Origin of the sequence: Kitasatospora sp. NPDC059673 (assembly GCF_042734215.1) — a bacterium.
Lineage (GTDB): Bacteria > Actinomycetota > Actinomycetes > Streptomycetales > Streptomycetaceae > Kitasatospora.
In genome coordinates, this window is the sequence record NZ_JBHWEN010000016.1 from 93,466 (window position 1) to 111,955 (window position 18,490).

20 protein-coding genes are annotated in these 18,490 nt (G+C 74.1%); 6 read left to right on the plus strand and 14 right to left on the minus strand.

Annotated elements, in window-relative coordinates; genetic code table 11:
- Positions 1 to 147 precede the first annotated feature (147 nt).
- The 4 genes from ACFV18_RS20025 to ACFV18_RS20040 all read right to left on the minus strand — a co-directional run bounded on the left by ACFV18_RS20025 (position 148) and on the right by ACFV18_RS20040 (position 3,029).
- On the minus strand, positions 148 to 1,293 hold the full coding sequence (locus tag ACFV18_RS20025; RefSeq protein ID WP_380484974.1) for an acyl-CoA dehydrogenase family protein: 1,146 nt from the start codon (positions 1,291 to 1,293) through the stop codon (positions 148 to 150).
- A 56-nt stretch (positions 1,294 to 1,349) separates the two neighbouring features.
- Positions 1,350 to 1,430: a putative leader peptide gene (locus tag ACFV18_RS20030; RefSeq protein WP_341869173.1), complete on the minus strand. Its 81-nt coding sequence runs from the start codon at positions 1,428 to 1,430 to the stop codon at positions 1,350 to 1,352.
- Between the two features lie 7 nt (positions 1,431 to 1,437).
- A complete protein-coding gene (locus ACFV18_RS20035) occupies positions 1,438 to 1,932 on the minus strand; it encodes a hypothetical protein (protein ID WP_380484976.1) in 495 nt (164 codons plus the stop codon).
- Positions 1,933 to 2,789: 857 nt separating this feature from the next.
- Entirely contained in the window at positions 2,790 to 3,029 is a 240-nt protein-coding gene (locus ACFV18_RS20040) for a DUF397 domain-containing protein (protein ID WP_380484978.1), read from the minus strand.
- A gap of 286 nt (positions 3,030 to 3,315) precedes the next feature.
- Between ACFV18_RS20040 and ACFV18_RS20045 the strand changes: the two genes are divergently transcribed.
- Together ACFV18_RS20045 and ACFV18_RS20050 are read left to right on the plus strand one after the other, a co-directional pair.
- Positions 3,316 to 3,864: a PTS-dependent dihydroxyacetone kinase phosphotransferase subunit DhaM gene (locus ACFV18_RS20045; RefSeq protein WP_380485122.1), complete on the plus strand. Its 549-nt coding sequence runs from the start codon at positions 3,316 to 3,318 to the stop codon at positions 3,862 to 3,864.
- A 177-nt stretch (positions 3,865 to 4,041) separates the two neighbouring features.
- Positions 4,042 to 4,971 carry an NAD-dependent epimerase/dehydratase family protein gene (locus ACFV18_RS20050; protein ID WP_380484979.1) on the plus strand — a complete coding sequence of 310 codons (930 nt, stop codon included), beginning with the start codon at positions 4,042 to 4,044 and terminating at the stop codon, positions 4,969 to 4,971.
- A 98-nt stretch (positions 4,972 to 5,069) separates the two neighbouring features.
- Here the strand turns inward: ACFV18_RS20050 and ACFV18_RS20055 are convergent, their stop codons facing one another.
- The 6 genes from ACFV18_RS20055 to ACFV18_RS20080 all read right to left on the minus strand — a co-directional run bounded on the left by ACFV18_RS20055 (position 5,070) and on the right by ACFV18_RS20080 (position 9,551).
- On the minus strand, positions 5,070 to 5,549 hold the full coding sequence (locus ACFV18_RS20055; protein WP_380484980.1) for an NUDIX domain-containing protein: 480 nt from the start codon (positions 5,547 to 5,549) through the stop codon (positions 5,070 to 5,072).
- 24 nt (positions 5,550 to 5,573) lie between these two features.
- Positions 5,574 to 6,170 carry a NeuD/PglB/VioB family sugar acetyltransferase gene (locus ACFV18_RS20060; protein WP_380484981.1) on the minus strand — a complete coding sequence of 199 codons (597 nt, stop codon included), beginning with the start codon at positions 6,168 to 6,170 and terminating at the stop codon, positions 5,574 to 5,576.
- A gap of 101 nt (positions 6,171 to 6,271) precedes the next feature.
- A complete protein-coding gene (locus ACFV18_RS20065) occupies positions 6,272 to 6,934 on the minus strand; it encodes a sugar transferase (RefSeq protein WP_380484982.1) in 663 nt (220 codons plus the stop codon).
- A gap of 111 nt (positions 6,935 to 7,045) precedes the next feature.
- The gene (locus ACFV18_RS20070) at positions 7,046 to 8,233 is read right to left on the minus strand and encodes a glycosyltransferase (protein WP_380484984.1); all 1,188 of its coding nucleotides are present in this window, start codon (positions 8,231 to 8,233) and stop codon (positions 7,046 to 7,048) included.
- Positions 8,226 to 9,053 (minus strand): polysaccharide deacetylase family protein, encoded by an 828-nt coding sequence (locus ACFV18_RS20075; RefSeq protein WP_380484986.1) that lies wholly within the window; start codon positions 9,051 to 9,053, stop codon positions 8,226 to 8,228. Before ACFV18_RS20075 ends, ACFV18_RS20070 begins: the two co-directional genes overlap by 8 nt.
- 237 nt (positions 9,054 to 9,290) lie before the next feature.
- Entirely contained in the window at positions 9,291 to 9,551 is a 261-nt protein-coding gene (locus ACFV18_RS20080; protein WP_380484987.1) for a hypothetical protein, read from the minus strand.
- A gap of 377 nt (positions 9,552 to 9,928) precedes the next feature.
- On the opposite strand from ACFV18_RS20080, the gene ACFV18_RS20085 reads away from it, so the two are divergent.
- The gene (locus ACFV18_RS20085) at positions 9,929 to 10,939 is read left to right on the plus strand and encodes a polysaccharide deacetylase family protein (RefSeq protein ID WP_380484989.1); all 1,011 of its coding nucleotides are present in this window, start codon (positions 9,929 to 9,931) and stop codon (positions 10,937 to 10,939) included.
- Between the two features lie 111 nt (positions 10,940 to 11,050).
- Here the strand turns inward: ACFV18_RS20085 and ACFV18_RS20090 are convergent, their stop codons facing one another.
- Complete coding sequence (locus tag ACFV18_RS20090) at positions 11,051 to 11,845, minus strand: ArsR/SmtB family transcription factor (protein WP_380485124.1); 795 nt, start codon at positions 11,843 to 11,845, stop codon at positions 11,051 to 11,053.
- Positions 11,846 to 11,994: 149 nt separating this feature from the next.
- Between ACFV18_RS20090 and ACFV18_RS20095 the strand changes: the two genes are divergently transcribed.
- From ACFV18_RS20095 to ACFV18_RS20105, 3 genes are all read left to right on the plus strand, one after another.
- A complete protein-coding gene (locus tag ACFV18_RS20095; RefSeq protein ID WP_380484991.1) occupies positions 11,995 to 12,753 on the plus strand; it encodes a glutamate racemase in 759 nt (252 codons plus the stop codon).
- Positions 12,754 to 13,211: 458 nt separating this feature from the next.
- Positions 13,212 to 14,390 carry a glycosyltransferase gene (locus tag ACFV18_RS20100; RefSeq protein ID WP_380484993.1) on the plus strand — a complete coding sequence of 393 codons (1,179 nt, stop codon included), beginning with the start codon at positions 13,212 to 13,214 and terminating at the stop codon, positions 14,388 to 14,390.
- Positions 14,390 to 15,136 (plus strand): SAM-dependent methyltransferase, encoded by a 747-nt coding sequence (locus ACFV18_RS20105; protein ID WP_380484995.1) that lies wholly within the window; start codon positions 14,390 to 14,392, stop codon positions 15,134 to 15,136. The genes ACFV18_RS20100 and ACFV18_RS20105 overlap by 1 nt, the downstream gene beginning before the upstream one ends.
- Here ACFV18_RS20105 and ACFV18_RS20110 read toward each other — a convergent pair.
- The 3 genes from ACFV18_RS20110 to ACFV18_RS20120 are packed head-to-tail and all read right to left on the minus strand — an operon-like array spanning position 15,126 to position 18,413.
- Entirely contained in the window at positions 15,126 to 16,325 is a 1,200-nt protein-coding gene (locus tag ACFV18_RS20110; RefSeq protein ID WP_380484997.1) for a glycosyltransferase family 4 protein, read from the minus strand. The genes ACFV18_RS20105 and ACFV18_RS20110 overlap by 11 nt on opposite strands.
- 2 nt (positions 16,326 to 16,327) lie before the next feature.
- Positions 16,328 to 17,524, minus strand: coding sequence for a polysaccharide ABC transporter ATP-binding protein (locus ACFV18_RS20115; RefSeq protein ID WP_380484999.1), 1,197 nt, complete (start codon positions 17,522 to 17,524; stop codon positions 16,328 to 16,330).
- On the minus strand, positions 17,514 to 18,413 hold the full coding sequence (locus ACFV18_RS20120) for an ABC transporter permease (protein ID WP_380485001.1): 900 nt from the start codon (positions 18,411 to 18,413) through the stop codon (positions 17,514 to 17,516). Before ACFV18_RS20120 ends, ACFV18_RS20115 begins: the two co-directional genes overlap by 11 nt.
- Positions 18,414 to 18,490 lie beyond the last annotated feature (77 nt).

Consider the following 18,490-nt stretch of genomic DNA (forward strand, 5'->3'; position numbering starts at 1 on the left):
ACCCCCGGCCCTTGGGGGCTGGGGGTACCTGCGGTTCGCTCGGGCCGGCGGGCCGTCCTCGCGCCGGGCGCACTCGGACGGCTCGCCGGTGCGCCGGGGCGGCACCTCCCGGCGCGCGAATCCGGCATCGCGCGCCCGGCGGAATGGTCAGACGCGCCCGAGCAGGGCTTCGCCGAGGGCGTCCAGCACGGCGTCCTCGGCGGGCAGTTGGGTGCGCAGGCCGAGAGTGTCGCGCAGGTGGCGCTCCAGCGGGTGGCGGCGGTCGAGGCCGGCGCTGCCGGTGAGGGTGAGGGCCTGCTGGACGGTGTCGGCGGCGGTGCGGGCCGCCAGCAGCTGGACGGCGGGGGCGCGTTCGGCGGCGGCCGGGTCGGCGTCGATGCGGGCGGCGAGGCCGTGCACGAGTTCCTCGGCGCCGGTGAGCCGGACGTCGAGTTCGCCGATCGGGCGGCGGTGCGCGGTGCTGCCGCGCAGGTGTCCGGCGGACCAGTCGAGGGCGGCCCGCGCGGTGCCCAGCAGGACGGCGACGAGGGCGAGTTGACGCCGGGCGGCGGAGAGCGGACGGTCGGCCGGGGCGGGGGTGCGGGGCAGCAGGACGGCGTCGGTGCCGACCCGGGCACCGTCCAGCAGGACGTCGTGGCCGGCGGCGGCGCGCAGGCCGAGTTGGTCGGCGGCGGGGTCGATCTCCAGCCCGGGGCTGTCGCCGCGGATCAGGAACAGGCCGGTGCGGGGCCGCTGTTCTTCGGTGCGGGCTTCGACGGCGAGCCAGGCGAGTGCTTCGGCGCCGGGACACTGCGCGGCGCGGCCGGTGAGCTGCCAGGCGTCGCCGCGCCAGTGGGCGGTGACGGCGGGCGGGCGGCCGGGTGCGGCGCGCAGGGTGCCGACCAGGGCCGGGCCGCGGCGGGATTCGGTGAGCAGCCGCCGGTAGAGCGCGGCGGGCCAGGGCGCGCCCGCGGCCTGTTCGGCGTGGTGCAGCAGGGTGTGCGCGGTGAGCAGCGCGACGGAGGCGTCGCCGCGGCCGAGCCGGGCCAGTACCCGGACGGTGTCGGCGAGTCCGGCGCCGGGGCCGCCGTAGCGCTGCCCGACCGTCAGGGTGAGCAGTCCGGCTTCGTGGACGGTTTCGATGCCCTGGTACGGGAAGGTGCCGTCGCGGTCGTGTTCGGCGGCGCGGGCGGCGAGCAGGTCGACCACCCGGGGCAGCCGGCCGAGGGCCCGTTCGAGGGCGGTCTCGCCCTGGCTGCTCGCAGAATCGGTTCCGCGTTCGACGGCAGGGGTGTGCGCGGGGGTGCGGGGCATGGCGGCGGTCCTCCGGGCGGGCGTGGTCGGTCGGGCGGTCCTGGACTCGGGGAGGGTCAGGACGCCGGACAGGCCGCGCCGGCGGTGCGCCGGAGGTCCACGTGCAGGCGGCGGGTGAGCAGCAGCGGCCGGGGCATCGCGCGCCTAGTCCTGCTGGAACATCTCCGCCGGAAGCGGCTTCAGGAGCTGGTAGAGGTCGTCCGAAATCGGTCGGTCCCAGGAGGCGATGGTGACCTGGACGTCATCGCTGCGCCCGAACTGGGAGCAGTACAGGCGCCCTTCGCTGACCTTGACCTTCCGGACGATCAGCAGGTCGTCGCCGAGCATGACCGGGAAGTCCTCGGCGGAGACGAATTCCACCGGCTCGTCGTTCTCCAGGGCGGCGAGCAGCTGGCGGACCTCGAAGGGCACGCCGTCCTCGCTCTCGCGGGCGGGCGACCCCTGCGGGACGTTGCCGATCAGCATCGCGGGGCCGCGGCCGCCGAGCAGGTCGTAGCGCAGGAAAATGCCTTGGCAGGAGCCGTCCGGACCGGCCATGATCATGGCCCCGAACAGGCCGGGCCAGTCGCCCGGATCCATTGCCAGGACGTCGAAGTCCGGGCCGGCGGGCTGTCCGGAGCGACGGCGGAGAAATGACATGGGCCCATCGTACGTGCCCGGTGGGCCGGGGCCGGTGAGTGGGTCCGCGATCAGGCCGGGATCTACGCTCAGGGACCAATGTTGACTCTGAGCAACCGTCCGGGCTACGTTCGGTTCAGCACGACGGCCGCTCCGGGCGAGATCCACAGGGTGCGGCTTGTCGCGGCGTGCCTTGCGCGCATTCCCTCACTGCGCATGCGGTCGTGTGAACGTCAGTCGTGTGAACTCACAAGCACCACTTGCTGATTCGATCGGTCTTCGCCGTTGCGGGAGCCTGCGGACGACGCGGCGGGCGCCCCGGCGGCCGACGGACCGAGGGAATCGGCACACAAAGCCATAGGAACACCGAGCCAGGTCCGCGGGGCCCTCAAGCCGTCGCGTTCGCGGACCTTGCCCGGATCACCGCCGCGTGGGGGCGTGCGGAATCCGGGTTTTGGCCCAGTCGGGAGGTAGCTCTTCCCGGTCGGGCCTGCTCCCGTCGCGACGGGTGCCGCACGCTGTGCGGTCCAGGGTGGGAGGGCCCGTCATCGGCGCCGGTGACGGGCAGCACAAGCGGGCGCCGTGCCAGACCGCGTGGGGGCGGTCGGCACGGCGTCTGCCTGCTCTTACTCTCTGGCAGGCTTGTCGGACAGTCAACAAGTTTCGGCCCATCAGAACTCTTTTGTAACCTCGGAGTATGCCCACTCGTCACCTTCACGAGCGGTTTCGACGGGTGCGGATCAGGGCAGTCCGGGCGTACCGGTCATCTTCGAAACGGCCGAAATCCGCCCGCGTGCGGCCGAATTCGACACTGGGGGGGCCGAATTCGGCTCGGTGGGTGCCGAGTTCGGGCCGCCGCCCGGGGGCCGGTGCCCGGGTCAGCCTTGGGTCTGCCGGTCGGGGTCGAATTCGCCGTCCCGCGCGCCGAGGACGAAGGCCCGCCATTCGGCGGGGGTGAAGATCAGCGCCGGGCCGTCCGGCTCCGCGCCGTTGCGCATCGCGATGCAGCCTTCGACGAAAGCGATCTGCACGCCGTTCGGGTCGTCGTTCGCGGACTGCCACTCGGCTCCGCTCACATCCAGCTCGATCTTCCGCCGGTCCGCCGCCTGTGCCGCCATGGTGGTGCTCCCCTCCACTGCCGTACCGGCCCTTGCCGGTCGGTGCCGATCGCGGGTCGGTGCCGATCGCCGGCCTGTCCCGGCGTCGCCACCGAGGTGTTCGAGCGGCCAGCCTAGCCATCGCGGGCGGCGGGTCCGGCGGATCGCGCCGGGTCTGCCCCGCGGGTGGTGGAGATGGTCCGATCCGGCCGTGTCCGGCCGACACCTGTGCTAAAGGCAGGCCACCGGGGCCCGTTCGAGGTAGGGATGGGTGACGAGCAGTCAGCCACGCACCGGGGAGCAGCCGATGGACCAGCGGGACGGCAGCCGCAGCCGCGCCGACGTCATCCCGATCACCACCGCGCCGTCCGCCCCGCCGGCGGGCAGCGCCACCGGCACACTGCCCGCCCCGACACCCACCGTGCCGCGGCCCTCGCGGCCGGTCGGGCACGGGCGGGTCGGCGTGGTGCTGGTCTCGCACAGCCACGAGGTGGCGGACGCGGTGCGGGCGCTGGCCCTGGCGGTGGCGGAGTCGGGCGATCCGGCTCCGGTGGTGGCGACCGGCGGCTCGCTCGCGGACGGTCTGGGCACCAGCGCGGTGCTGGTGGCGACGGCGGCCCGGCGGGTCGACCAGGGCCATGGCGTGGTGGTGCTGTGCGACCTGAACGGCGCGGTCGACACCGTGCTGGCGCTGCTGGGCGAGGCCGACGAGCACCTCCTGCCGTTCCCGGTGCGGTTCGCGGACGCGCCGTTCGTGGAGGGCGCGGTGGCGGCGGTGGCGACCGCGACGGCGGGCGGCGACCTGGCGGCGGTGCTGGACGCGGCGGAGGAGGCCGGGCGGCGCCCGAAGCGTTGAAACCCGCCGCACGGCTGCCTGTTCCCGGCCACTCGTCGGACGGGATTGTGGCCGATGGGACGGTTTGGGTGCGACTGACCGGGTTTTCGGCCCGGTGGGCGTGGGTGCGCGGCTAGAGTCGGCGCATCGGCCCGGTGGGGGGATCCCCGGGGCCCGGCGAAGGGGTGGTGTGCGGCGATGCGAGTGGTGATCACCGGCGGGGCCGGGTTCATCGGGGCCAATCTGGCACGGGAGTTGACGGCCCGCCCGGAGGTGTCGGAGGTCCGGGTGGTGGACGACCTGTCCACCGGCAGCAAGGCCAATCTGGCGGGCGTCGGCGTCACGCTGTTCGAGGGCACGATCCTCGATCCGGCGCTGCTGGACGCGGCGTTCACGGGGGCGGACGCGGTGGTGCACCTGGCGGCGCTGCCCTCGGTGCCGCGCTCGGTGGCGGCGCCACTGGCCAGTCACCATGCGAACGCCACCGGCACCCTGGAGGTGCTGGAGGCGGCCCGCCGGGCCGGTGGGCTGTACGTGGCGGCGGCGTCCTCGTCCTCGGTGTACGGCGCCAACCGCGAGTTGCCCAAGCGGGAGTCGATGCGGTCGGCACCGATGAGCCCCTACGCGGTCTCCAAGCTGGCCACCGAGGCGTACCTCGGGGCCTACCACCACTGCTACGGCCTGGGCGTGCTCCCGCTGCGCTTCTTCAACGTCTTCGGCCCGCTCCAGCCCGCCGGCCATGCGTACGCGGCCGTCGTCCCGGCGTTCCTGGACGCGGCGCTGCACGGCCGGCCGGTGACGGTGCACGGGGACGGGCTGCAGAGCCGCGACTTCACCTATGTCGGCACGGTCGCGCAGGTGCTCGCCGAGGCGGTGCTGCGCCGGGTGGTCAGCGCCGAGCCGGTCAACCTGGCGTTCGGCACCCGCACCACCCTGCTGGAGCTGATCGCCCTGCTCGGCGAGGCACTGGGCGAGCCGGTCGCCGCCGAGCACGTCGATCCCCGGCCGGGGGACGTACGCGACTCCCAGGCCGACAACTCCCGCCTGCGCGCCCTGTTTCCCGGCATACGGCCCGTCCCGCTGCCGGAGGGCCTGCGCCGCACCGCGGAGTGGTTCCGGGCGCCCTGAGCCACCGCCGGCGCGAACTGCCGCCCCGGAGCGCGCCGTTGCGCGCTCCGGGTGCAGCGGGGGCAGCAGGTGCAGTGGGGGCAGCGGGGGTCAGCCGGTCACGACGCGTTCAGTTCGAAGTACGCCGTGCTGCTTCCGGCCAGCGCCAGCTCGATCCGTTTGCGTGCGGACGCGTCCAGTTCGGGCAGCGCGTCGGGGTGGAACCAGCCGACCTCCAGCGATTCCTCGTCGTTCACCCGCGCCTCGCCGGCCAACGGGCGGCAGCGGAAGGTCAGTTCCAGGTACTGGGCGTGGTCCCCGTTCGGGTATTCGATCAGCGGCGAGACGGTCACCGAGGTCAGCGCCTCCGGCAGCACCGTCACGCCCGTCTCCTCCAGGCACTCCCGCACCGCCGCGTCCGCGGGCTGCTCCCCCGGGTCGACGATCCCCCCGACCACCGACCACGCCCCGTTGTCCGCCCGCCGCCCGAGCAGCACCCGCCCGTCCTCGTCCACCGGCACCACACCGACGCCGGACAGCCACAGCGGCCGGTGGCCCACCAGTTCGCGCAGCTCGGCCAGAAACACAGGAATTCCCATGCCCACGAGCCTAACCGTGCCGAATCACGGCATCGGGCGGGCCGGGCAGCCGATCACGGTGGTGCGCGGGGGCACGTCGCGGGTGACGACGGCGCCGGCGCCGACGAAGCCGCCGGGGCCGACGGTGCGGCCCTGGAGGACGACGGCGCCCGAGCCGACGGTGGCGTCTTCGCACAGCAGGACGGCGCCGGAGACGTTCGCGCCGGGGTAGACGGTGACGCGGGCGCCGAGGCGGGCGTCGTGACCGACGGTGGCGTTGTAGTGGACCTGGCTGTGCGCCCCGAGGGTGACGCTGCTGGAGACGTGGGCGCCGCCCATCACCAGGCAGCCGGCCGCGAGTTCGGTCTCCGGCGCGATGATCGCCCGCGGGTGCACCAGGGTGGCCGGGCTGCCGCCCGCCGCGTCCAGCAGCAGGGCCAGCCGGGCCCGCACCGCCGGGTCGGCGATCCCGATCAAGTACGGGGCGCCGGAGGGGAGTTCACCGGGCTTGCGGACGGGCAGGCCGCGGACCCGCTCACCTGCCAGCCGGTCGTCCAGGAATCCGGCGACGGGCACACCCGCCGCGATCGCGACGTCCAGCGCCTCCCGGCCGACCCCGCCCGCACCCGCGATCCACAGCATCCCGCCCCGCCTCCGCTCGCACTGACTGTCCCGGACCCTACGGCAGACCGGGCGGCAGCGGGGTGAGCCGCGGCCGCCCGGTCCCGGGCCGAATCGTTCCTTCAGCCGCGCAGTTCCTCCCGGGCCATCCGGGGCGCCGTCGCCTGCCGCGGCAGCACCACTCGCGCTGCGGCCGGCGCCGGTGTCTCGGCGGGGATCGGGAATCCCGGGTTGACGCCGCCGGCGGCGGTGATGCCGGTGGGGTGAAGCAGCATCCTGGCGGTGCCGGCGAGGATGCGCAGGTCGAGCAGCAGGGAGCGGTGTTCGATGTACCAGAGGTCGAGCTCGATCCGTTCGGGCCAGCTGATGGAGTTGCGTCCGCGGATCTGCGCCCAGCCGGTGAGACCGGGGCGCAGCGCGAGGCGGCCGCGTTGCCGGGGCGAGTAGTGGACGACCTGTTCGGGCAGGGTGGGGCGGGGGCCGATGACGGCCATGTCGCCGCGCACGACGTTCCACAGCTGCGGGAGTTCGTCGAGGCTGGTCCTGCGCAGCAGCGCGCCGAGGCGGGTGATGCGCGGGGCGTCGGGTTCGTCCGGGTGGCGTTTGTCGCGCATGGTGCGGAACTTGAGGATGCGGAACTCCTGGCCGTGGCGGCCGGAGCGGGTCTGCCGGAAGATCACCGGTCCGCCCATGGTGGCGCGGATCAGGAGGGCGATCACCAGGCCGAGCGGGACGGCGATGATCCCGGCCAGTGCGGCGACCGCGAGGTCCCCCCCTCGCTTCATTTCTCCCCCAACTGGGTTGGTGCGTGGTGGTGTGGTGGGCGCGCCGGGCTGCGGGCGCGCGTAACGGCGGTGCGGTGCAGAAGGCGTAACGGCGGTGCGGGTGGCGCCGGGTCAGTCGGTGGTCCAGGGCAGGCCGCGGCGGCGGGCGACGGCGGCGTAGGTCTCCAGGGAGATCCGGGCGACGGTGCGCTGGTCGAACTGTTCGAGGGCGCGGCGGCGGGCCGCCGTGGCCAGGCGGGTCCGCAGGTGCGGCTCGGTGAGAAGCCGGTCGAGTGCACGGGTGAGGGCGGCGGCGTCGGCGGCGGGGGCCAGCAGCAGGTGCTGGTCGTGGGTGCCGATCTCGCGGCAGCCGCGGATGTCGCTGAGCACCATGGGCAGTCCGCTGGCGGCGGCCTCCATGCCGGAGCGGGAGAAGCCTTCCCGGTGGGAGGGGAGGACGAAGACGTCGAGCGCGGCGTACACGGCGGGCATGTCGTCGCGGCTGCCGAGGAATTCGAGTCCGGCTTCGGCGGCGCGCAGCGCGTCGGGCTTGTCGGGGTCGTCCGGTCCGATCCACACGAAGCGGGCCTTGCCGGCCAGCGCCCGGGCGGCTTCGGCGTATTCGCGGATGCCTTTCTCCGCGACCCGCCGGCCGACTCCGCCGACCAGCAACTCCTCGTCCCGTACGCCCAGTTGTTTCCTGAGCTCGGCGCGCAGGGCGTCCCGCCGCGGGCCGGGTGCGGGGAAGCGGTCGAGGTCGACGCCGTTGCCGACGACCCGGGCGCGCCGGGCGGGGACGCCCCAGCGGGCGAGGGTGCGGTGGTCCTCGGCGTTCTGGTACAGCTCGGCGTGCGAGAACCGGGCGGCGAAGGCTTCGGCGCCGAGCACCAACAGCCTTCTGGCGAGCGGGTCGTGGGCCTGTGCCCACAGTCCGTGGCAGGTGTTGACGACGACCGGCACCCGGGCGATCCGGCCGAGGACGCGGCCGAGGACGCCGGTCTTCGGGTTGTGGGTGTGCAGCACGTCGGGCCGGATCTCGCGCAGCGCGGCGAGCAGTTCGCGGGCGGCGGCGAGGTCGGCGGCGGGCTTCCAGGCGCGGGTGAGCGAGGGCAACGGCCGGTACTGGACGCCGAGTTGCTCGATCCGCCGCCGGTAGGGTCCGGGGGCGCTGAGGCCGTACGTCCTCAGGCCGTGTTCGACGTCCACGGTCAGTTCGGTGGCCAGCAGCAGGTGCAGCGACATGTCCACGGTGGTGAGGTGGGCGACCCGCAGCGGCCGTCCGCCCTCGCCGCGCAGCCGCAGGGGCAGCCGGTCAGGCACGGGCGCCCACCGCCTTCGCGGTGGCGACGATCCGGGCGTAGGCGCGTTCGGGGACGAGCCGGCCGTACAGCTTGGCGCGGAAGAAGTCGATCGGGTCGGTGCGGCGGACCGGGACGCGGTGCAGGCGCGCCGGGTCGTGCCCGGGCAGGTTGCGGCCGACCCGGCCGGTGGCGCTGGTGCGGAACCGGGCGCGCAGCGCGCTCTCCATGTGCGGGACGGGCGTGCCCCAGGTGTAGGCGAAGTGGCGCGGGCGGGTGCCGAGGTGTTCCTCGACGTCGTCGCCGCAGGCGTCGAGTTCGGCGGTGGTGAGCAGCGCGGGCCGGGCGTGGCTGCGGGTGTGGTTGGCGACGGTGCACAGCCCGGACGCGGCCATCTCCCGCAGCTGCCCCCAGCTGAGCCCGGTGGCGGGGGCGCCTTTGGCGGTGGAGCCCTCCCAGCGCATCGGGCCGCCGACCATGCCGCTGGCCAGGTAGACGGTGAACGGCAGGCCGCGTTCCTTGAGGATCGGCCAGGCGGTGTCGTAGGTGTCGGCGAAGCCGTCGTCGAAGGTGAGGACGGTGCTGGGGGTGCGCCGGCCGGCGTCGAGGCGGTCGGCGGCGGTGTCCAGGGAGACCACGCGGCCGGCCGGGAGTTCGGCGAGCAGGTCGGCCTGGGCGGTGAAGTCGGCGGTGGCGAGGTCGAGCTCGTCGGCGGTGCCGCCGCCGATCCGGTGGTAGATGAGGAGGGTGGCGCCCTCGCCGGGAGCGCGGCCGGCCGCGCGGGCCAGCTGCTGTTTGACCTTCGTCCTGATGCCTGTGGCGTCGCCGGCGGTGCTCGCCATGACTTCCCCCTCGCGGTGCCCCCGCACCGACCCCTGATGAAACTCCCCCGGCCCGCGGCTTGCGCGGGCGATGCGTTTCACAGTAGGGGGAAGTGTGGTGCCACTGCTGGGGAAACGTGAAAGAAGTGCGTAGGTAGGCCGAAAATCAGTCGATCTGACCGGCACTGTCCGTTTGCCGACACCTTCCGACCCTCCGGCCGATTCGCACCCCTCCGGGAGCCACTCGCCCCAGGGGCGTCAGGACGCGGCGTCGCGGCCGGGCCGCAGCAGCGCCAGCCCGACCCGGGCCAGCAGCAGCACTCCGGTGGCCAGGCAGCCGGCCACCGCCATCACCCAGGCGGGCCCGTCGCTCTCCGGGACCAGCACGGCGACCAGGATGCCGAGCACCACGCAGCCCACACCGACCAGGGACAGCAGCAGCTGGTGGCGGCGCAGCGCGCAGCCGCCGAACACGGTGGACCAGCGCGTAGCGGCGCGATCACTCGGGGTGTCTCCCATGCCATCCACGGTAACTCGCCCCCGGTTGCCGGGCCACAGCCTTTGGGCCCTGGTCAGGGAGCTCGGCCCGCGCCCGCCCGGGGCGCCCTGGCGACTCCCCCGTCCACCGTCGGGGCGGTTCCGGTCTGCCGTTCGGAGGGTTCCGGCCGGTCGTTCCGGGGCGCCCGCGAAATCTCGCCGTCCCCCGTACAACCATCCCGCCACGTCGATGGTCTCCACTACATTGAGCGATCCAGGAGCCGTCCACGAGCGGGATTGGGAGTACCCGCCGCGGGCTAGATCACTCGGGAGCGGAGCCGCCGCGCCCGGGGTCGGAGGCCGGGCTCCGCCTGCCGACGGTACCGCCACGCCGCATGCCGGCGACCGAGGGGGGAACCGTGTCGTACGCCACCGCCACTACCGCCGCCGCCGTCTGCGCCCCGCCCCAGCCTGCCGCCGTACCCACCGCCGCACCCACCGCCGCCGCGCCGCACCAGCCCCGGGACCGGAGCAGCTGGCTGCGGTTCAGTCCGGCCCAGCCGCTGTTCCGGGCCAGGGCCGCGCAGCGGCTGGCCGTGCTCGCCTATCACGGCATCACCGATCCGCGGTCGTTCGGCGCCCAGCTCGACCGGCTCCGACGGCTGGCCACCCCGGTCTCGGTGCAGGACGTGGAGCGTTCGCTGGCCGAGGGCCGGCCGCTGCCGCCGCGCTCGGTGCTGGTGACCTTCGACGACCCTGACCGCACCGTGCTGCGGCACGCGCTGCCGGAGCTGGTGGCGCGCCGTATCCCGGCGGCCGCGTTCGTGATCGCCGAGGTGGTCGGCACCGAGCAGCCGTTCTGGTGGCACGAGGCCGCGTTCCTGGCCCGCCACGGCGGCCGGGCCCGGCTGCTGCCCCGCGGCGGGGACCCGGCGCGGGTGCTGGCGCTGCTCAAGGCGCTGCCCGACCCGGACCGCCGGCGCAGCCTGGCCGAGCTGCGGGTCTCCGCGTCCCGCCGCCCGCCGGCCCAGGAGCAGCTGCGCCCGGAGGACCTGCGGGCGCTGCGCGAGGCGGACGTCACGGTGGGCAACCACACCCTGGGGCACCCGTCGCTGCGCCGCTGCGACGAGGCGACGGTGCAGGCGGAGATCGCGGGCGCGCACCGGGCGCTGACCCGCTGGCTGGGCGAGGCCCCGTCGGCGTTCGCGTACCCGGACGGCGGGTTCGACGAGCGGGCGGACGCGGTGCTGCGCCAGCTCGGCTACCGGCTGGGCTTCCTCTCCGACCACCGCCTCGGCCCCCGGCTGCCGGCCCACCCGCTGCGGATCAGCCGCCTCCAGGTGGATTCCACCACCTCGACCCGCCGCTTCGACACCATCCTGTCGGGCCTGGAGCCGGCGGTTCAGCGCCTGCTGGGCGCCCAGGCGTAACGGTTCGCCTGGGTATTGCAGGGCCCGAGCGTGGGCACCCTCCGTACCCGCCCGTAACCCAGCCCGGCCCGCGCCGCCGCGGGTCGGCCGGGCGTCGCGGGGCCTCCGGGTTCAGCTCTCGGTGGGGGCCATCTCCCACGGGGCCTGCGGCAGGGTCTCCCCCGTCTCCAGCAGCGACTTCAGGTTCGCCAGGACGGCCGGCCAGCCGTGCGAGATCGCCCGCAGCGCGGTGCGGTCGCGCAGCTTCTCGTGGGTGACGGTCAGCCGGACGATGTCCTGGTACGGCTCGATCAGGAAGGTCACGGTGGCGGCCTGGTCGATGAACAGGTCCGGCCGGTCCTCGAAGGTGAGCACCAGCCGGGTCGGCGGCTCGGCCACCAGCACGTGTCCGGTGACGTCCACCGTGCCGGAGCCGTCCGTCCGGCGGTGCTCCCAGGTGGATCCGGCCTGCCAGTCGGAGACGTTGGCGTGGCCCCAGAAGCGGGCCGTCAGCTCGGGGTCGGTAAGCGCTTTCCACACCTGTTCCGGGGTGGCCCGGATGTAGGTGGCGTAGACGTAGGTCGGGACGGTTCCGGTGTCGGATTCGCTGCTCATGGCGTACTCCCGCTCTGCCTGTCGCTTGATCGCACCGAGGACGGCCAGCCGGGGCCGGTCGAAGTCGGCGATCCACCGCTGCTCGATCTCGTGGATCGGCCCGGTGTTGAGGTAGTGGAGCCGTTCCCGCCCCCGGCGGACCACGGTGACCAGGTGCGCCGCGACCAGCACGTCCAGGTGCTGGGTCACCGACTGCCGGGCCATCGCCACCTCCCCGCACAACTCCCGCAGCGTCTGCCCGTCCCGCACCCGCAGCCGGTCGAGCAGCGACCGGCGGGTCGGATCGGCGAGGGCCTTGAACACCGCGTCCATCGGGGTGGCGGAGGCCGGTTCCGGACTCACTCCTCCATCGTGCAGGCGTTTGCCTGCCTGTCGCAAACGCGGGCGGCCAGGCCCCTTCGAGGGCGCATTTGAACATGTTCAACTGAGGCCGCGCCGGTCAGGGAGTAGAGTCGTTGCTCGTGAAGATCGCCCTCGTGGACTCCGGAATCGGACTGCTCGCCGCCACCGCCGCGCTGCGCCGCCTGCGGCCCGACGCGGATCTGGTCATCTCCTGCGACCCGGACGGCATGCCGTGGGGCCCCCGCACCCCCGAGGACATCACCGAGCACGCCCTCGCCTGCGCCCGCGCCGCTGTCGCCCACCGGCCCGACGCGCTGGTGGTCGCCTGCAACACCGCGACCGTGCACGCGCTCGCCCGGCTGCGCGCCGAGTTCGAGCCCGAGCTGCCGGTGATCGGCACCGTTCCCGCGATCAAGCCCGCCACCGCGGCGGGCGGCGTGGTCGCCATCTGGGCCACCCCCGCCACCACCGGAAGCGCCTACCAGCGCGGCCTGATCGCCGAATTCGGCGGCGACGCCACCGAGGTCCACGAGGTGGCCTGCCCCGGCCTCGCCGAGGCCGTCGAACACGCCGACGAGGACGCGATCGCCGCCGCCATCGCCTACGCCGCGGCCCGCACGCCCGCCTCCACCACCGACGTCGTCCTCGGCTGCACCCACTACGAACTCGTCGACGACCGCATCGCCTCGGCCCTGGCCGTCCCCGCCCGCTTCCACGGCTCCGCCGACGCCGTCGCCGCCCAGGCCCTTCGCCGCATCGCCCCCACCACCCCCGGCGCCGGCACCCTGACCGTCCTTCACTCCGGCCGCCCGGCCGCGCTCCAGGCCGCCGCCCTCAACTACCCTCAGGGCGAGATCCTGCTCGGCGCCCGGGTCTGACCCGCCGGCCGCCGGGCACCGCCAGGCCGGTCGCACTGCTGACCCTTGCCCGCGACGACCACGACTGTCCGTGCACGTCCGCCCGCCGCTCCGGACATCGCCGCACGCACCGGAGCGGCCGCACCACGGCTTCCGCGGGTGGTCCGGACCCGCCGGTGGCCGCACCGCCCCCTCTCCGCCGACGCCCACCGCCGGGCACACGCCCCCACCCCCACCGTTCGTCGCCGCACCCACACCAGCCGCACCCCGGCCCCGACCGCGGCAAGGCGCGGTCCGCCGTACCCGAGCAGGCCGTCCCCGCTGCCGCGTGGCCTCACGGCTTGCCACGGCGCCGCCGCACGCCGCACGCCGCACTGCGCCGACCGCCGCACCACCCCCCGGCGGTCCCCCCAACCCCGCGTCCTCGCGGCCCGTCGTGCCTCGGCGTCGCCGCAGGTCCCGTGGGGCAGACTGCCGGGGTGACCGTGCTGTGGTGGGTGTCGGTGGTGGCGCTGGCGGGTTGGGTGTGGCTGGCGGGGTGTCACGGTGGGTTCTGGCGGACCGATCAGCGGTTGCCGCGCGGGGGTGCGGAGCCCTCGCGGTGGCCGGAGGTGGTGGCGGTGGTGCCGGCCCGCGACGAGGCCGGAGTGCTGCCGCTCTCGCTCCCGACGCTGCTGGCGCAGGAGTACCCCGGCCGGGCCCGGGTCGTCCTGGTGGACGACCACAGCACCGACGGCACGGCCGAGTTGGCGCGGGCCCTGACGACCGGAGCGGGGCTGGAGCTGGAGGTGACCACGCCCCCGCCCCTCCCGGCGGGCTGGACGGGCAAGTTGTGGGCGCTGCGGCACGGCGTCGAGCGTGCGGGCGACGCCGAGTGGCTGCTGCTGACCGACGCCGACATCGCTCACCGGCCCGGCTCCCTGCGGGAACTGGTCGCGGCGGGCGAGGCGCACGGCCTGGACCTGGTGTCGCAGATGGCCCGCCTGCGGGTGGCGTCCGGCTGGGAGCGGCTGATCGTCCCGGCGTTCGTGTACTTCTTCGCGCAGCTGTACCCGTTCCGCCGCTCCAACCGCCCCACCTGCCGTACGGCCGCCGCGGCCGGCGGCTGTTCGCTGGTGCGCCGCCGGGCGCTCGAACGGGCGGGCGGGGTGGCGGCGATCCGGGGCGCGGTGATCGACGACGTCTCGCTCGCCCGCGCGGTCAAGCGCACCGGCGGCCGCACCTGGCTGGGCCTCGCCGACCGGGTCGACTCCGTCCGGCCCTATCCCGGGCTGTCGCCGCTGTGGCGCATGGTCTCCCGCAGCGCGTACGCCCAACTCCGTTACTCCCCGGCGCTGTTGCTCGGCACCGTGCTCGGCCTGACGCTGATCTACCTGGTGCCGCCCGCCGCCGCCGTGACCGGTCTGCTGACCGGCGCCTGGTGGACGGCCGGGGCCGGCCTCGCCGCGTGGGCGGTGATGGCGGGCACCTTCGCGCCGATGCTGCGCCACTACGGCCGCCCGATGGTGGAGGCCGCACTGCTGCCGTTCACCGCGCTGCTGTACCTGCTGATGACGGTGGACTCCGCCGTCCAGCACTGGCGCGGACGCGGCGCGGCCTGGAAGGGCCGGACGTACCCACACCCGCGACGCGCCGACCGAACCCGGAGGACGGTCTGATGGAACGCCAGGAGATCGGACGGATCGCGCACCGCGACCACCCCGTGGCCGCACCGCTGTCGGACGAGTCCGTGCACCGCCTGTTGGAACGCCAGCTGCGGCGCTGCCCGGACGGGCGCCTGCTCGACCTCGGCTGCGGCGAAGCCGTTTGGCTGGTACGGGCGTTGAGCATGCACCCCGGCCTGCACGCGATCGGCGTGGACACCCACGCCGCTGCCCTGGAGGCCGGCCGCCGGACCGCCGAACGGGCGGGCGTGGCCCGGCGGATCGGGCTGCACCACACCGACGTACGGGAGTTCAGGGCCACCGAGCCCTTTGACGCCGTCCTCTCGGTCGGCGCGACGTACGCCTTCGGCGGCCTGCTTCCGACCCTCGACGCCGTCCGCCCGCTGCTCGCCCCGGGCGGCACCCTGCTGCTCGGCGAGTCCTACTGGAACGGCCGGCCCACCGACCACGCGTGCGAGTTCTTCGGCGCCGGCCTCACCGACCTGTCCGGCGTCCTCGCCGCCCTCCGCACCGCCGGCTGGTGGCCGATCGCCGGGCACACCTCCACCCGCGAGGAACTCGACACCTACGAGTGGTCCTGGACCGGCTCCCTCACCGACTGGGCCCTCGACCAGCCCCCGGGCCCCGACCGCGACCAGGCCCTCGCCGCCGTCACCCGCCACCGCGAGCAGTGGCTGAGCGAGTACCGCGAGGGCTTCGGCTTCGTCACCGTCCTGCTGCGGCCGGCCGTCAGCGCGTGAGCAGGCGGCGGGCCGTCGGCTTGACGTACTCGTAGCGGGTCATCTGTTCGAGGTCGCGGAGCCAGGCGGTGCGGCCCGGGGGCTGGCGCAGGAGTTCGCGGTAGATCTCCTCGAAGGCGGTGGAGACGTGGTCGAGGGAGAACCGGCCGACCACCCAGTCGCGGCCCCAACTGCCCAGCTCGGCGCGGCGATCGGGGGAGTCGGCCAGGGTGCGGATCTGGGCGGCGAGGGCCTTCGCGTCGGCCTGGCCGTCGCCGTGGCCGTACATGCAGCGGGAGGCGTGGGGTTCGACCAGCGGGCCGGGTTCGTGGATCGCGGTGTATCCGCTCGCGCCGTGCACGATCACCGGTTTGGCGAAGGCGAGGCCGCGCAGCGCGGAGCCGCCCATGCCGAGGACGAGGTCGGCGGCCTGGTAGGCGGGGCGGGGGTCGGCGCGCTGGCCGGTCAGCACGATGGCCTCGCGGCCGAGTTCGGCGTTGAGGCGGGCGGCCTCCGCGCGCAGCGGCTCCTCGCTGGGGCCGCCGCCGACGACGGCGAGGACGAGGGACGGGTCGTCGAGGAGGCGGACGGCGGCCATGGTACGGCGGACGCCGGCGTCCTTCTCCAGTCCGGAGACCAGGCGGGTGACGATGCAGAGCAGCAACTGCGAAGGGGAGGCGCCGACTTCGGCGCGGAAGGCGTCGCCGGAGACCGCGCCGGGCGCGTCCAGCCGGGTGTTGACGGGGGGCTCGATCAGCCGCAGGTCGCGGTGGCCGAAGGCGCGCCCGTCCGGCATCAGTGCGCCGAGGCCGAGGACCAGGGGCTGGTGGCGGGGCATGCCGCGGAGCATGCGGATGCCGTAGAAGGTGGTGACGATCGGCAGGCGCCCCTGCCGTCCGGGGCCGAAGTAGGCGTTGCGGGCGGCCCGGACCTCCCAGGCGTGGACGAGTTGGGAGCCGTGTTCGTCGGCGAGCCGGCTCAGGCGGGCGCGGATCACGGCGTGCGGGGTGTCGGGGTCGCCGGCGACGACGAGGTCGAGGTCGTGTTCGGCGGCGAGTTCGACGAGTGGCGCGGGGCCGTCCACCCCCTGGGCGAACAGCACGGGTTGGTGCCCGCGGTCGCGCAGAGTGCGGGCGATGTCGACGGCGTTGAGCTGGGCGCCGCCGAGGGCAAGGTTGTTGAGGTGGACCAGGACACGGACCGAACGCACGCTCACTCCTCCCACTGGTGCGGTACGAAGACCGGCGCGGCAAGCACGACCGCGCGCGGCGGGGTGTCCAGCATCGGGCCGAACACGTCGAACTGGCCGGCGGAGTGCCAGCTCATCAGGGTGCCGCCGTCGGTCTTGCCGATCGAGTAGACGCCGGTCCACAGGGTGTAGCGGCCGCGCGGCAGCGGCAGCCGGGGGATGACGCAGGCCACCCGGTGGTCGCCGCCGGCCAGGCGGATCTCGTGGCTGATCTGGAAGATCGGGCTGGAGGTGCCTTCGCTGACGCCGAGGTGCAAGGTGGCGTCGCCGCGGTAGTCGCCGCCGAGGGTGAGTTCGACGGTGACGGGTTCGTCGGTGTGCAGGTTCTCCTCGCCGTCCTCGCCGCGCACCTCGTACTTGAGCAGTTGCAGCGGCTCGCCGACCCGGGCGGTGGCCACGGACTGGGCCTCGATGGAGTCGCGGTAGCCGGCCAGCGCGTCCTTGATGCCGGCGTCCACCCGTACCGTGCCCTGTTCGAGCCAGACGCCGCGCCGGCAGATCGACTGAACGGCGGGGAGGTCGTGGGAGACGAAGACGATGGTGGTGCCCTGTTCGGCGACCTCGCGCATCCGGTCCAGGCAGCGCTGCTGGAAGACGGCGTCGCCGACGGCGAGGACTTCGTCGACCAGCAGGACGTGCGGCTCCAGGTACGCGGCGACGGCGAAGCCGAGGCGCATCTGCATGCCGGAGGAGTAGAACTTCACCTGCCGGTCGATGGCGCCGCCGAGCCGGGCGAACTCGACGATGTCGTCGAAGCGTCCGGCGACCTCGCGGCGCTTGAGGCCGAGCAGCGCGCCGAACAGGTAGATGTTCTCCCGGCCCGTCAGGTCGGGGTGGATGCCGGCCCGGATCTCGATCAGGGCCCCGATCCGGCCGCGCACGTCGATAATGCCCGCGTACGGGTACATGACCCTGGTCAGCATCTTCAACAGGGTTGATTTTCCGGACCCGTTGGAGCCGATCAGGCCGACGGACTCGCCGGGCTCGATGTGCAGGTTGATGTCGCGCAGCGCCCAGCGCCAGTCCTCGCCGCGGTCGCCGCGCAGGCGGCGGGCGGCCTGCTCGACGCGGTCGCGCAGCAGCATCCGCTGCTGGTCGGCACGGAAGCGCTTCCAGACCTGTTCGGTGCGGATGGTGCCCAGCGGGTAGTCACGCGACATCGGCGATCCCCGTTTCCAGCTTCTTGAAGAACAGGTAGCCGCCGACCAGGAAGACCAGCGAACTGGCGGCCGCGATCAGCGTCATCCGGGCGTCCGGTGCCTCGCCGTACAGCAGCGCCTTCCGGTAGCCCTCGATGACCGCGCCGAGCGGGTTGATGCCGACGTAGATCTCCTGCAGCCGGTGCGGGATCTTGGCCAGCGGGTAGGCGACGGGCGTGGCGAACACTCCCATCTGCGTGATGATCGGCAGCAGGTGGCGGACGTCGCGCAGGTACACCACCGCCACCGAGAGGATCAGCGCGATGCCGTAGGTGAACGCGAACTGGATCAGCAGCAGCGGCAGCGCCCACAGGAAGGTGGCGGCCGGGGCCGTCCAGAACACCAGGAACATCAGCCCGAGCACGCCGACGCCGATCGCCATGTCCACGGTGGCGACCAGCATGGTGGCCAGCGGGAACACCTCGCGCGGGCAGTACACCTTGTTCAGCAGGCTGAGGTTGTTGGCCAGGCTGAGCGCGCCCTGGTTCATGGTGTTGCTGAAGAACTGCCAGACGATCAGGCCGACATAGGCGAACAGGGTGTACGGGGCGGCGCCGGTCTCGATCTTGACGGCGCGGTGGAAGACCAGGGTGAAGATGGCGCACAGCGCGAGCGGGGTGAGCACCGCCCAGGCGAAACCGAGCACCGCCTGCTTGTACCGGGCCCGCAGGTCGCGTTCGGCCAGGGCCCGCACCAACTCCCGTGCCGCCCACAGCTCGTGGGCGACCTGGACGGGGCGCAGCCGGCGTTTGAAGACCAGTTCGGGCGGTGGCCCGGCCGGGATCGCGACGCCGGGAGGTGCCGGTCGGCCCTCGCGGTCGTCGATGACCTGTGCGCGCTGTCCCCCCACGGACTCCCGCCCTCTCCGGGCGCGGTGCGGCCGCGCCCGGTGTCTGTGTCGGCTGTGTCGGAGCCGGGCGGACGGTG